The 15,512-nt window shown below is 39.8% G+C and carries 9 protein-coding genes; 7 read left to right on the forward strand and 2 right to left on the reverse strand.

All coding sequences use genetic code 11. The annotated features are described in order from the left end of the window. Positions 1–79 precede the first annotated feature (79 nt). Complete coding sequence (locus HZI73_RS07980) at positions 80–1,684, forward strand: extracellular solute-binding protein (RefSeq protein ID WP_212697720.1); 1,605 nt, start codon at positions 80–82, stop codon at positions 1,682–1,684. 515 nt (positions 1,685–2,199) lie between these two features. Here the strand turns inward: HZI73_RS07980 and HZI73_RS07985 are convergent. Then, the gene (locus HZI73_RS07985) at positions 2,200–4,473 is read right to left on the reverse strand and encodes an AraC family transcriptional regulator (RefSeq protein ID WP_212697721.1); all 2,274 of its coding nucleotides are present in this window, start codon (positions 4,471–4,473) and stop codon (positions 2,200–2,202) included. A 224-nt stretch (positions 4,474–4,697) separates the two neighbouring features. Between HZI73_RS07985 and HZI73_RS07990 the strand changes: the two genes are divergently transcribed. The 3 genes from HZI73_RS07990 (at position 4,698) to HZI73_RS08000 (ending at position 9,582) form a co-directional block, all read left to right on the forward strand. Beyond that, positions 4,698–5,648, forward strand: a complete 951-nt coding sequence (locus HZI73_RS07990) for an ABC transporter permease (RefSeq protein ID WP_212697722.1) — start codon at positions 4,698–4,700, stop codon at positions 5,646–5,648. A 14-nt stretch (positions 5,649–5,662) separates the two neighbouring features. Next, positions 5,663–6,547 carry a carbohydrate ABC transporter permease gene (locus HZI73_RS07995; protein ID WP_212697723.1) on the forward strand — a complete coding sequence of 295 codons (885 nt, stop codon included), beginning with the start codon at positions 5,663–5,665 and terminating at the stop codon, positions 6,545–6,547. Between the two features lie 344 nt (positions 6,548–6,891). Then, a complete protein-coding gene (locus HZI73_RS08000; protein ID WP_212697724.1) occupies positions 6,892–9,582 on the forward strand; it encodes a PQQ-binding-like beta-propeller repeat protein in 2,691 nt (896 codons plus the stop codon). A gap of 95 nt (positions 9,583–9,677) precedes the next feature. On the opposite strand, the gene HZI73_RS08005 is transcribed toward HZI73_RS08000, so the two are convergent. Then, entirely contained in the window at positions 9,678–11,918 is a 2,241-nt protein-coding gene (locus HZI73_RS08005) for a glycoside hydrolase family 2 protein (RefSeq protein WP_212697725.1), read from the reverse strand. Between the two features lie 108 nt (positions 11,919–12,026). Between HZI73_RS08005 and HZI73_RS08010 the strand changes: the two genes are divergently transcribed. The 3 genes from HZI73_RS08010 (at position 12,027) to HZI73_RS08020 (ending at position 15,272) form a co-directional block, all read left to right on the forward strand. Beyond that, entirely contained in the window at positions 12,027–12,878 is an 852-nt protein-coding gene (locus HZI73_RS08010; protein WP_212697726.1) for a helix-turn-helix domain-containing protein, read from the forward strand. Positions 12,879–12,976: 98 nt separating this feature from the next. Next, on the forward strand, positions 12,977–13,621 hold the full coding sequence (locus tag HZI73_RS08015; protein ID WP_212697727.1) for a flavodoxin family protein: 645 nt from the start codon (positions 12,977–12,979) through the stop codon (positions 13,619–13,621). A gap of 163 nt (positions 13,622–13,784) precedes the next feature. After that, positions 13,785–15,272 (forward strand): sulfatase family protein, encoded by a 1,488-nt coding sequence (locus HZI73_RS08020; RefSeq protein WP_212697728.1) that lies wholly within the window; start codon positions 13,785–13,787, stop codon positions 15,270–15,272. Positions 15,273–15,512 lie beyond the last annotated feature (240 nt).

The raw sequence follows: 15,512 nt of genomic DNA on the forward strand, positions 1-15,512 counted from the left end.
CATATATAGTATTCACGCATGCATTGGATACACGTTCATAGGACATAACCATGTATAATATTAGCGGGAGGAGCTTAATATGAAGAAAATAGTAGCATTAACCATTGTATGGGTATTGACTGTCAGTGTATTTGCTGGCTGTGGTTCTAAAAAAACAGTGGATAGCAAAGAAGGAGCAGATACACCAAGTACGTCCCATAATAATAAGGATAAGGAACAAGGGGATGAGGTTGAGCCTTTAGACTTTGCCGTTGTTTTATTAGATGCAGATTTAAGCCCTAATGAGATACAAATCTATCAAGAATTAGAAGAAAAAACAGGTGTAAAGATTAATTGGCAGACGGTGCCTGATGCAGGATGGGAAGAAAAGAGATCCCTGTTATTTGCAAGCAACAATTTACCGGATGCTTTTTTCGGTAACTTTATTCTAACGGATAATGATGTGCTAAAATATGGCACACAAGGTATGTTGATTCCCTTAGAAGACTATATTACCCCAGAGATTATGCCTAATTTATCCAGTACCTTTGAGAAGTATCCAGAACTCAAAAAATCCGTTACAGCCCCTGACGGCCACATTTATGGTCTGCCATCCTTTGATAACGGTTCGGTGACCACCACCACCAATGTCCACTACATCAATAAAGACTGGCTAGAAGCGGTTAACATGGAAGTGCCTACAACCACAGAAGCCTTCTATCAAGTGCTGAAAGCCTTCAAAGAAAATGATGTGAACGGAAATGGTGACCCTGACGATGAAATTCCCTATTCCTTTCAAAAATCAACCAATTATATATCCGATTTATTCGGTGCATTTGGTATCATTGATGATTATAAAACCCATATTGATGTCCAGAATGGCAAAGTCATCTTCACAGCTGCCGACCCAGCCTATAAAGAAGCCATTATGTTCTTCAACAGATTATTCAAAGAAGGTCTAATCGACCAAGAAGCTTTCACCCATGATTCAAAAGCATTCAAAGCCAAGCTTAAATCGGAAGAGCGGATCGTAGGCTCCTTCCAGTCATGGCGCAGTACAGGTTGGGCTATTGAAGAAGGTGACGACACCTATGTACCCGTGCCACCACTCGTAGGACCCAAAGGCCATCAACTGTATCCCGAAAGAATAAACGGTGTAAAAAGTAAGGGCGCTTTTGCCGTATCCTATGAAGCCAAAAACCCAGAGTACATCATGGCATGGGTCGATCATATCTACGAACCCTTCTTTGGTTTACAGATATCCTATGCCTTAAAAGATGGTGTACATATTGAAGATAAAGATGGTGATGGCAAATACGAGACCTTAGTGGAAGCCACAACAGATAACCGCACAGGCGTCATCCCACAAGGTAAAGTCCGAATCGATAACGTCACACCAGAAGCATCCGCCATGTTAGCCGAAAAGCCCAAACATCTCGCCGAAAAACACATGCTGGATGCCTATTACAATCAACACTATCGCGGGGAGTATTATCCAAAAGTATTCTTCACCCTAAAAGAAGTCGAGAGACTATCCATCCTTCGAACAGACATCGTGGACTATAGCAACGAAATGTATGCAAGGTGGATGCAAGTAGGCGGTATAGAAGATGACTGGGACAGCTATTTGGACCGTCTAAACCAAATGGGACTAAAAGAACTCATTCAAATTCATCAAGATGCCCTCGACCGTTTCAACAACTAAAAGCACTGTATCAACTAAAATAGTCCCATATCATAGTTAAGAGACAATCATTAAACATGATAAACCAAAAAAAGGTTATCTGAAATAACGCATTTCAGATAACCTTTTTAGCCTTATAACATATCAAAGGGCATTATTCATTACACAACGTACATATCCTCCAGTTAAATGCCATTAATTAAAGCTAATTACAATACTAAACTAAAAAAGAATATAGTATGTTAATATACAGTTCTCAACATTCTAGCAGGGTCAAGGCTATATCATCCATCTTTATACCCCACAACCCCAGCGGAAATGGTATAGGGTAATATGGAGCACGAGCCACGGACGGCGAGTTCAGCAGCTTAAACACGGACGTTTAACCTGCTGACGTAATATTACCCTATACCATTGGAGCGGAAACACCACAATAACTCAACCTCCACAATAACTTAAACATTACAAATCCTTAAACGCCAAAATAACCCAAACTTTCCAAAACCACAACCCTAAACAAATACCAACAACCCTAGCTACCCTACATTCAACGACCGATACTGCCCCGGCGTAATACCATAATACTGCTTAAACCGACGAATAAAACTGGACACATTATCATACCCAATTTTACTACAAATCTGATTCACAGGTAATTGACTCGTCATTAACAACTCACTGGCAGCAGTCATCCTCAGCTCCGTCACCACTTCAAAAATATTATTATGGGTATTTTCTTTATAAAAAGAACTTAAATTAGGCGGCAGGGTATTATAATGATCCGCCATGGTTTGAAGCGAAAAATTAGCATCCATATAATTATCCTGTATGTAGGTGTTCATATTGGCAATGAGGATTTTATTATCATTATCGTAGGATTTACTTAAGGATTTACACACATCATAACTGATCAACTTCACAATTTCTATAATCTTATCAATGGACTCATACTTGGTAATGGAAAAGATATCCGGATATTTCGAAAAAATATCCTGATGTTCTTGCCCTAACTCCTCATAACTGTTCACAACGGTATGAATGATTTCATAGCAAATGGTACGGGCTATAAAAATAGGTATGGTATTGGAAGCAAATTGGCTCACAATGTTATTTAAAATGGTATCAATATCCTGTACATTCCCTTTTTTAATGGACAATCGAAAAAGTTTAAGGTCAGCAAGTGGGTAGTTGGTAACCTTCTTCATATTGCCCACAATCTCATCATAGAGAATCATGGAGCCGTTACCAACCATTAAACGATAATCAATGGCTGTTGACGCTGCCATATAAGATTTTGGCAAATCATCCAAAGACGTGAAGCTGATACCGAGTCCCAGAGTGACATCTTCCTTCCATTTAAAAGATAACCCTTGAAGGACTTCGTTCAAACGTTCATGCAACAGATGAACATAGCTGTCATCGTATAAACATAACACAGTGATGCTGTTTGCCACAATGCTCTCCTTACATAAAAGCACCATATGTTCATTGGAGTAGTTCTCAATATCCCCTATAAGTTCTAACTTCATATCCGACCATATGTGTTCATCCTGAGAAATATTCACGATAAAGACAACATAATGATGATGATGGGGGTTCATCACCTTTTTAATAACGCCCGAGTCCATAAGATCACTTTTCATGGTTTGTCCAGACAAAAGCTGTCCAATGACATAATCCTTGGAAGCAATTTTTGTGTCATCCATGGCTTCTACTAAAGCGGTATTTTTATCACGTAAAAAGGTGATGGCGTCTTCAATATATCGAAATTCATTTTTATCCATTTGATTTTTATTGGAAACAATGGTTTTTGCTGTGTTTTGCAACTTTCGTATAGGGCTGTAATTGATGGTCATAAGAAATGAAATGATGACGATGCCCACTAGTAACAGCAGAATAACCATGGCGAAAAATTGCTGCTGCATCTCAACAGCTACTGCCAATGCGGCATTAACCGATGTAAAGTTGATATACTGCCATCCCGTTTCTGGCGATAAGGTGGATGATAGGAGATAGTCGGAACCATTAATGGGCACAATCACCGATGAGTTGGGGGCTTTTAATGCATTCAGGTAATCTTGTAAGTGAGCATGATCAATTAAACCATTGGACTGTTTGGATGTAATTAAGTCGCCATTATCACCTAATATAAATGTGTAATGATTATTAGCAGCATAGATGGTGTCAATCATGGAGGTGATGGCTTCTTCAGGAATGAAAAAAAGAAGCTTTCCATAATGATTAATGCCATCATGGGAAATGCCGTACATAAGCACTGTATAAGTCTTGGCTTCTTGTTTCGTATAAACACTTAACTTTTTATGTACTTTAATGGTTTTATATGCCGATGATTCCAAATCTTGAACAAAGGTTTCCAGGGGCCAGTTTTCAAAAGAATACACTTTGCCAAAGGTGTTATCAAGGGATAGAGAACCGGTTGATGAGTAGATAAATGGATCACCATGATAATGCAGCATCATCTCATAAATAAAGGGATTGGTAGATGTATACTGGTCTAGTATCTCTATCCGTTTTAGAGCTTCAAGGGGCATCAAATTGAAATGAAAAGGCACCATATTCTGACTAAAAATTGTTTGATTAACAATGGCCTGTAGTTGTTCAAGTTCATCGTCTACCGTTGTTTTTAAAGCGGATAATTGTTTAAAATTATTGTCAATCAGTTCTTCTTGTAGGGTTGTCCGAAATCGAAGTTGATAGATTAAACTAAATATCAAGAAAGGTAGAAAAAAAATAATGAAGTATGAGATGAGGTTCCTGCGAAAATAGGTTGTTCCTTTAGAAATGATCATGTAAATACCTCCTTACCTGATGTCTTATTGTATCATAGAAGATTTATCGCCACAATATACGGATAATTATTGACAACCCTATAATTTTGGTACATTGACAGCTATGATTAAACACGCCAATAATTGTATACCTGTAAAAATTAATGTGCATTTACTTACAAGGGATTTATGTTTTATGATATGGCTAGAATTGGTGTCCCATGACATTATAGGAGGTTAAGTTTATGGAAGCATATGCAGCATTGAACCAAAAAAAGCCCAGACTTAAACGTAAAAAAATCATCAGACAGTTGAAAAAGGATTATCAGTTATGGTTGTTAGCCCTGCCGGTGATTATTTACTTTATTGTGTTTCACTATCTACCCATGTACGGTATACAGATTGCCTTTAAAGATTTTATTGCCATGAAGGGGATTACGGGTAGTCCTTGGGTAGGGTTTCAGCATTTTGAAAGGTTTATCACATCCTATCAGTTCAAGCGGTTAATTCTCAATACCTTGGGTATTAGTTTTTATCAATTGGCCGTTGGTTTTCCAGCGCCCATCATTTTAGCGTTGATGCTCAATCAAACAAAGAATTTGAAATTCAAGAAATTTGTTCAGACGGTTACCTATGCACCCCATTTTATATCCGTTGTGGTCATGGCTGGTATGATTATTCTCTTTCTTTCGCCTACCAGTGGCGTCATTAATCATCTTATTGGAGGACTTGGTTTTGACAAAGTGAATTTTATGGCGAACCCGGGCTATTTTAAGACCATCTATGTGTTTTCAGGTATTTGGCAGAATGCAGGTTGGGGAGCCATTATTTATTTAGCGGCCCTTTCTGCCATTAGTCCATCGTTATATGAAGCGGCAAGAATAGATGGTGCCAATAAGTGGCATCTAATTCGATACATTGATATACCTTCCATTATGCCCACGGCTGTCATTCTTCTTATTATGAATGTGGGTCGTATCATGAATGTAGGTTTTCAAAAAACATTTTTGTTACAGAATGATCTTAATCTGGCATCGTCAGAAATTATATCCACCTATATTTATAAGGTAGGTTTGTTGGATGCTCAGTACAGTTACTCGGCAGCTATTGGTTTGTTTAATACAATCATTAATATCCTACTACTGGTCAGTGTCAATCGTATTTCAAAAAAAGTAACGGAAACCAGTTTATGGTAGAAAGGATAAAGCCTATGAATTCAATTGCAAAACAAAGTGATAAGACCATTGATATCATCATCTATATTTTACTGGGGATTGTTGTTCTTAGTGTTGCCTATCCTTTGTATTTTATTGTCATTGCGTCTTTTTCAGACCCTACTTTGGTCAACTCAGGAAAAGTGATTTTACTACCCAAAAAAATATCCTTTGAAGGGTATACATTATTGATTAACCATAAAGACCTATGGACAGGTTATCGCAACACCATTTTCTACACCATTACAGGAACCTCTATCGGTGTCATCATGACCATGATGATTGGTTACGCATTATCCATCAAGAAATTTATGGGCGGGAAATTCCTCATGATGTTTTTACTCATTACATTGTATTTTCATGGTGGTCTGATTCCCACATATCTATTGGTTCAGAAACTAGGGTTGTACAATACACCGACCATCATGATACTTTTTGGTTCTGTCAGTGTGTTTAACATCATTTTAGCTCGAACGTTTATCCGTTCTACTTTATCCCAAGAATTATATGAGGCAGCTGTTATCGATGGCTGTACCCATATACAGTATTTTATTCGGGTGGTTCTGCCTTTGTCAAAGGCCATTATAGCCGTATTGTCTCTCTATTATGGAGTTTCCTATTGGAATGAGTATTTTAAAGGTCTTATTTACTTAACCGATAAAGAATTATACCCATTGCAACTGTTTTTACGAAGCATTCTTATAGAAAATGCCATTGATACAGAGCTGTTAGACGTAGAAGAAGCCCTCCACCAGCAACGATTAGTAGAGATTATAAAATATGGTTTAATCATTGTATCCAGTATACCTGTACTGGTCATTTACCCATTCTTACAAAAATATTTTGTTAAAGGTGTTATGATTGGCTCTGTGAAGGGTTAAAAGCATAAACGTTCTTTTCATCATCAAAATAAAACGATACGTCAAATTTCATCGATTTGGGTATCGTTTTTTATGATAGTCCATTTATATGAGGGTTATCAGCTATCGTCGGTAGCAAATCTAAATGATTTACGAAAGAAGGGGAGGACGTCTATAATATAACTATTCAACAACTTGCTAGCGGTTGTTGAATCTCTTACATCTTTGATACCGATAAAAAACTCTTCATTAACTGGACATTTATAGCTGAGCAATGCATGCTACCTAAAAGATTCCATGCAAAATAAGCTTTTAGTTACATGTATAGGTAATTTTGATGATTTTAGGAAGAGGAGATAAGAAATATGAATAATCGAACATTTAAGAAATTAATGGCTGTCGTGATGATAGCTATGTTTGCTTTTTCCATAATGAGGATGGGTCAAGATCATTATGTTCATGGGGCTAGTCCCATCATCACTGGATTTTCCACCAATCACCATATCTATCATGTTAAACCAGCTACCTTAACCAATGGAAGAGGGGTTATTGCAGCCTCTTATGACGGAAAAGTACTTGCCTATAAGTCCAATGGGAGACACCTGTGGACGGGTAAAACCAATGGCAGTTTTATATTTGATTTATATGTCGATGATATAGACGGTGATGGCTTTGATGAAAGCATGGCCGCATCAGCAGATGGTTCACTGTATGTCTTTGATAAGAGAGGAAAACTATTGTGGCAGCACAACACAAAAGCACCCCTCTATTGTGTCAATACCATCCAAGCAGACCATAACAAGAAACATATTCTTGTAGGGGGGATTGACAGAACCATTTATAAGCTATCTCATGATGGGGCCGTGTTGGATACTTTTGAGAGTGAAACAGGCATCATCAGACATCTTGAAACGGCGGATATGTATGGTACAGGAAAGGAATACCTGGTAGCGGTAACCACTGTAACGGATAACAGTACTACCCATGCATTAATGTTGGATGTGGATACCATGCAAGCTGAATGGACCATTTCACTTAACGCCATTAAAAAGGATAAATACATAGGGCGTATGGTGTTGGCAGATATCAATAAGGATGGTCAATGTGAAATCCTTCTGCCTCACAGCCGAAAAGTGACACCAGGTCAATATATAATCCTTAACTGTCATGGTGACTATATCAAGTCATCTACCAGTTCAGATGAGGTGGTAAAACGAGATTACAGAATGAATTTCCTTTCTCATATTAAAATGTCTTCCATGGGTGAGGAATATATACTGGGGCTTAATCAACATCAAATCATTGTCAATGATCTTGATGGCAATCTTAAGGCCGTTTATTCCGGACCTGCATCCTTTGCAGGGGGCGCATTTGACCCTGAGACCAACACCTATTACATGGCCAGTGAAACCTCAGGTGGTGATGCCATATATGCCATGCGGTTGGATCATAATCAATGGGGAGAAGCTTTTGAAAACATGGAACTCACTGGACGGATTAAGGATGTACAACGTAACATAGAAAAAATTGACCGTCAGTTGGAGAGTTTTGTGAAGCCATCCTATCAAGATACCATTTCCAGCGGCATCCACATAGCTCTACTGGATGTACCCCCAGAGCTGGATGAAATGACCCCTAATGATGCCATTCAATTTGCTGATTTTTCTGCTTCATGGCAAGAAGATTATGACCGTTCTGGGTTATCTCCTTATTGGCAGACCCATAAGGATAAACGAAAAACCTATGATAAATCCGCTGAAGAATTAATCGCATTAGCGGCCGAATGGGAAGCCAAGGGACAGGATTTTTCCATGTGGGCAGGTCACGGATCAGACCCGTTTTATATGCAGCTATCCACCTTGGAAGGTATCTTAAAAGCGGCTCCTAATCATTGTAAAATGTTTATATATTCGGAGCTATCCATTAAAAATGAGCACATGGCTTATGCCATCAACAACCAGTTAGTGCCTTTGGCAGAACTGTGTCAAACTTATGGGTCCGCTAAAATCTTCTTGAGGTTTAAGGGCACATTCTGGAATGGACAGTACTACGATGAGGCGTGGGCACCTCTCTTTGATGAAAAATATAAAGATGTGGTCATACCGTCCATGGAAGAGACCAATTCAAGAACCCAAGAACTCAGTGTGGCTGGTAGAGTAGGTCTATGGATGACAGGAGCCTTTGATGATTGGGGCGGCAGGTTAATTGAGGATAATGCATCCTATGCACGACAATTTGAGTGGAGTGCTCAAAAAACCCAAAGCACCTATATACGGAATTTGGTTTATAATCTATCCCTTGGCGCCACATATTTTCAAAACGGCTTAGGTACAGGCAGAGACCAATGCGAATTGGTGTATAAGCTGGTTGATAAAGGAGCCTTGATCGTACCAGAGAATGATCAGATATTGTCCATAGCACCTATCGCTTTAAGCATGACAACCCCTGATCCAGACTATATTAAACACAGCATTAATGGTCACAATATGATAGGCTTTGACCCCAATAATACGGAGAAATATGTTTTTGACCATATAGACCCTTATTGGGCAGGTTATCCCATTGCGGAACATGATATTTCCAGATATGGTTATGGTGCTAGCAGTAGAATGCTTAATTTTCTACCCACAACACCTTATGGGTTCATACCCATTATTTCGGATAACGCTGGTGATCATTCCTATTTTGATAACAAAATTGTCACCGATGGAAAATATTTTTACAACAACCTGGGTGAGAAGCAATCCCCTGATGCGTATAAGGATACGGTACAGACCATGCTAAGCAACGCTAAGGATGCATTACCTGTGGTTGTTGAGGGAGATCAAGTAGCATGGACAGTCATTCGTGTTGACAGTAAACATGTACGTGTTATTCTACTGGATGCAGGGTATACAACACCACGCAAACGTGAAGCGACGATAACTTTACAAAACTTAAAAGGTAAAAAATGTCAAGATATTCTAAGTGGGGAAGAACTTCAAATACAAAACAAAGAAATTAATGTAACCATTCCAGCAGGTGTATTTCGAATCATTGATATCACCCATAAATAGTATTTAGCGGATAGAAGGTTACTGCTCAGTACGTTAGGCTATCAGAAAATAAATAAACCATCTTAAACGTATTTTCTGATAGCCGTATATTTACCTTACTTTACTTCAATCATCATTGTCTTATTAGGAAATGCTTCAACGGCAAATGTTAGCGTGAGGGTACCAGGCACACCATGGGTTTTTACCCATAAGGCACGTTCACCTCCAATAAGGTTGAAAGCCTGTGGACCAATGATGCTGCCAGGACCGTCAATGGTCACATGGACGATACAATCCACAAAGGGGATAAGATTTCCATATTGGTCAACAGCTTTTAAGGTTACCCGTGTAGCATCCCAATCACCAGATGCAAGTTCAAGATCATCTGCTGCAATGTCAAGGTTGGTTAAGACAGGGTTACAAGCATATTGTCTTCGTATCACTTCTTTATCACGGACATAACCAATAAACAAACCATCGGACCAATTAGACCCCCATGTACCATCCAGTTTATCGATGATAATAGGTGGGTGGGGTACACCTGCATAGTCAGTAACAGCTGGGTAATATTCCCCTTTTTTTACACCGGCTATGTAGAAGTCAACCCTATCGCAGTTGGTATAAATGGTTAATGGTGTAATACCCCCTCTTGAACGTTCGCCCATGGCATAACGTGTGACAGGCTCGAGGATAATTTTTTCAGAAGGTGCTATCTGACTGGCGTAAGCATAAGCAGCAAATTTGGGCAAACGGAACATGTCCATGACACCGTGGTAACAGATGCGATCACCGGCACCGAATTGATGGTGGGTGTTATAATCAAATGCACACCAGCCAATGCCACCTGATTGATGAGGGTCAAGGTGTACATGGTTGATCATGCGCATATGAAGCCGTGCATGGTGGTCCAGACGTTCTTCTTGATCAAACCGTTTTGTAGGATACATATGCCCGCCATATTCCGTAATTAAATAGGGCACTTGATAAGTAAGGCCTGTGGTTTCTTGTTGAGACCTAGCAATACGTGTATCCCCATTGCGACCATTGATAAAATCATTCATGGTAAAGACATCTTCTAAGAATTCGCTGTTTTCTCGTGCTCTTACACCACCCGTTTGTCGTGTCTTATCCAATTGGTGGGCTATTGCATTGGTTCTTATATAGAAATCATGGTGGTCCACCGATTCATTAATACGTACGCCCCATAAGATAATAGAGGGATGATGGCGGTCACGTATAATCATGTCGGACACATGCTGACAGGCTGTCTCTTGCCATTGAGCATCCCCAATGTGCTGCCAGCCAGGTATCTCTTCAAAGACAAGAAGTCCAATTTCATCGCAGCGGTCTAAGAAATGGGTGGACTGAGGGTAGTGGGAAGTACGCACCGTATTCAACCCTAAATCAAATTTCAAGATATCCGCATCTTTTTGCTGGACACGTTTTGGCATGGCATAACCAACATATGGAAAGGACTGGTGACGGTTTAACCCCATGATTGTCAAGGGCTTACCGTTAAGGAAAAAGCCTTCTGCTGTAAAAACAGCTGTTCGAAAACCTATAAGGGAGGTATAGGCATCCATGACAACGCCATCCATAATAATGGACACCGTAACCGTGTATAAACAGGGCGTATGGATATCCCACAGCTGAATAGCTTTTAATCCTTTTAGTATCATGGTACAATCCAATGTTTCCAAGGAACCACACATGGATTCATAGGATGTCGCCAACTGCTTGCCGTCTCTTGTGGCAAGTGTCAACTGAAGGTCAAAAGTAACCTCTTTACCTGTTTTGTTAATAATGGCTATATCCGTGTGCACTGCTTTTACAGGTTCTAATACATCTTGTGGTTTTGCGTAGATGGTATGGATATGTAAAGGCTCAACCACACGAAGGGAAACTTCTCGGTAAATGCCTCCAAACGTCAGGTAGTCTATGACAAATCCAAAAGGCGGTATGTCCTCCCGTTCTCTTGCATCAACCTGCACCGTTAACACGTTCTCTTCATCAAAACGGATATGCTCCGTCATGTTTATACTAAAGGGTGTATAACCACCTTTGTGTTCACCTATACAGGTGCCATTTAAGTAGACCTTGGCATAGGTCATAACCCCTTCAAAATCCAGGAAGATGATTTTTCCTTTGTCATCACTTGAAAGGGTAAAATGTTTTCGATAGCATGATACGAATTGGTAATCCTTTTCGTCAAAATAGTTATAAGGTAACACTTTATGGGTATGGGGCAGACAGACTTCTTCAAAGGATGCATCATTGAAAGCAGGTTCAATATAAGCTGGGGAGAAGTCAGCCATGTACTGCCATTGATCATTAAAAGCTTCAATTCTTCGTGGCATGGTTTCACTCCTTTATCATCATATGAATTGGTATAATGGGTTGTAACTCTATCATAATCTAGTCATCACAAGGTTTTCAATATAAAGATATGATACAATTATAAAGATATGAAAGGCAGTGATCCCATGGATAGCTTTTACCATCCTACTCAGCAAGAAAGGCTACATTTACCTTTTTATATTAAATGCATCGGTGGCTTTAACAACCAAGTCCCCATTCAACGTCAGAATGGTTATCCGGCTGATCAGTTGTTTTTTTGTTATGCAGGAAAGGGAAGGTTATCTATTGAAGGAAGAACCTATGACATTACGAAAAACATGCTGTACGCTATACCCATGCATATGCCTCATCATTATCATGCTATGGAAGAACCATGGGGCATTGATTTTATAGCCTACCTAGGCAGTGGTGTAGAAGCCATACGACAGGCTTTTTCACTGGGTATGGCCAGTGTTTATGAGTTGAACGGCTTTAGTAAGCTAAGAGATGGTCTATTGGATCTCTATCGAATCGCCAAGTTCAGTGATGACCTATCCATCTATCAATCCTCTGCTAGACTGTATCAGCTGTTGGTAGATGTGAAAGAAGCTATAGACATGGACCAAATGAAACAGGAAGATTCCCTGAGCACGAAAAGAATCCATCACATTCTAGCCTATATAGCAACCCATTACAGCCATGATGTTACCTTGGATGATCTCGCTCAAGTGATACCTTGTTCACAACAGCTTGTTTGTCATCTTTTTCAAGAGGAGATGCACATGAGGCCCATTGCCTACTTGAATGAACTACGCATTCAGAAGGCAAAAGAATTATTACTTAATGATGGCAGGTTGTCCATTGCACATATTGCCAAGGAGGTAGGCTTTAACCATCATAGTTATTTTGGATGGTTGTTCAAAAAGAAAGTAGGGATGTCGCCTACCCGTTATAGAAAACAGAATACTTATAACTTTTGAAATTTTTCATTAGACGTGGTATATTATTCTTGTAGCTAATGGACATGATAACGTGACGCTTAAGTAGCTAAAAATAATAGTTTTTAGGAGGATGAAAAATGATTCTAGGTATTAGTGCAAGTCCAAGGAAAAATCGTATGATTCACCAAACGGTGGAAGCCATTGCGTCTGAATTGGGATCTACATATGATGTTGTTTCATTAGCAGGAAAAAGGATAAATGGATGTAATGGATGTACCCGATGTGCAGCAGATAATACATGTAAAGTGCAAGATGACTGGAATGCAATAGGTGAGAAGATGCGTCAAGCGGATATTATTATTTTTGGTGCCCCTAATTATTATGGTACAATCAATGCTTTAGGGCATGCATGCTTGGAACGTACATTTAGCTTCAGACATAACAGTGTTTTCTCACTCAAAGATAAAATAGGGATAACTGTGAGTACGTCCCGTTCAGCCACAGGCAATGACCCTGTTCGGGAAATGATTGAACGGTTTATGAAATCCAATGAGATGAAGATTGTAGGACATGTGACAGTAGAAGGATATGGTCAATGTTATACCTGTGGCTATGGCCATAACTGCCAAGTAGGGAGTGTTGTAGCACGTCATGGTATATTGGAAACCATTGAAGAAAAACATTTGCCTTTAGAAGTCAGCGAACAGCCCAATGTGGCAAAACAAATCAAGGAACTTGTTGCACGTTTGAAAGAAAGAGAAGATAGCATGCATACTGCTTAAAATAGGGTAGACACATGTCTGATTATGACAAAGATATGTCGTATAAAAGCATTCACATTGGCGGCATCTCCTGATAAAATACCGGGTAAAACATGGATGATTTGGACCCTTCATCTAAAGCATATGTTCACATATGGATGAAGACACAGAAAGAAGTGAAAACATGGAAATATCAAAAAGACCTAATATTTTATTTGCGATTATGGATGATGCATCCCATATGGGAGCCTATGGCCATGGGTTTGTCCATACCCCTCATTTTGATTGGGTAGCTAAGGAAGGTGCACTCTTTCATCAGGCTTATACAACCAATCCCAAATGTGCCCCATCAAGAGCCAGTATCTGTACAGGCATGCATACATGGCAGTTAGAAGATGCCTGTTGTCATGTTGTGATTACTTTTCCAGAGAAATTTGCAACCTTTCCTGAATTGTTAGCGGATGCAGGTTATCACGTAGGGTATACAGGGAAAGGCTGGGGTCCAGGTATCTGGCAGACGACACGAAAATGGAACCCAGCAGGACCTGCCTATAACGACAAAACATTAGTGCCACCTGAGAAGACCCACGTATCCAACTGTGATTATACAGAGAATTTTAGAGTGTTTCTTGATGAGAAAGAAGCAGACCAGCCCTTTTATTTCTGGTATGGCGGTTTTGAGCCTCATCGTCATTATGTTAAAGGTGAAGGCATACGCCATGGCAAAAAGCTGGAAGATATCCCATCCCTGCCACCTTATTGGCCTGATGATCCTATTGTGAAAGAGGATCTCTTAGATTATGCCTATGAAATTGATTATTTTGATCAGCACCTTGGTCAAATATTAGCTATATTACGTGAAAGAAATGAGCTTGATAACACCATCATTGTTGTTACATCCGATAATGGCTGTCCATTCCCCCGGGTAAAAGGGCAGATGTATCAACAGGATTTTAACCTGCCCTTAGCTGTATGCTGGCCGAAATTAGGTAATGGAGGCAGGGAGATAGATGATTTTGTGAGTTTTACGGACTTTGCACCAACTTTCTTAGAAGCAGCTGGTGTGCCCATGCACCAACAGTTTAGCGGGCAGAGCTTTTTGGACCTGATTGTATCAGAAGAATCCGGTACATTGGATAACAATCGGGTATATGTGACCATGGGTCGTGAGAACCACGACAGTGGGCGTGAAGGTGATGTAGGTTATCCTGTACGGTGTATTCGAAAAGACAAGTACCTGTATGTACGTAATTTTGAACCCGATAGATGGCCTGCAGGCAATCCAGAAACATTATTTGGTAACTGTGATGGATCCCCAACCAAAGACCTGATCATGGAGATGAAGGAACATGGAAACGATGTGTATTATCAGTTAGCCTTTGGTAAACGCCCTTTGGAAGAATTATTTGATGTAGCTACCGACCCAGAATGCATGCTCAATCTAGCAGATAATCCAGCTTACCATGAAATCAAAGCAGAGCTTTGGCAGACCTTAGAAACGTATCTACAAAAGACCAATGACCCAAGAATATTTGGTCACGGTGATATTTTTGACAGCTATGTGCTTGATAAGTACAGCAACGACAAAGGTTCTTGGCAAGCCTATGTAGAGGGAAGGTTTGAACTGCCCAACTACATGAATTGGAAGCGATTTATAATAGAGGAAGAGTAAACTGTCAAGCAAACTAACGTCAATATAGTAGGAAAATAAAAGAGGTTAAGCGAAAAGCGTAGCCACGGACGGCGAGACCCCTGTTCAAGCAACATGGACATGTTGCACTACTAAACATGGACGTTTAGGGGTCTGAAAAGCTTAACCTCTTATATTTTCCGAGAACCTCTAGCCAACAAGATTGCTTATTTACAGTCCCATCTTTTCCACAATCATAGTAAATTGACTTTCATGTTGTTC

It is taken from the genome of Vallitalea pronyensis (assembly GCF_018141445.1).
Classification (GTDB): Bacteria; Bacillota; Clostridia; order Lachnospirales; family Vallitaleaceae; genus Vallitalea; species Vallitalea pronyensis.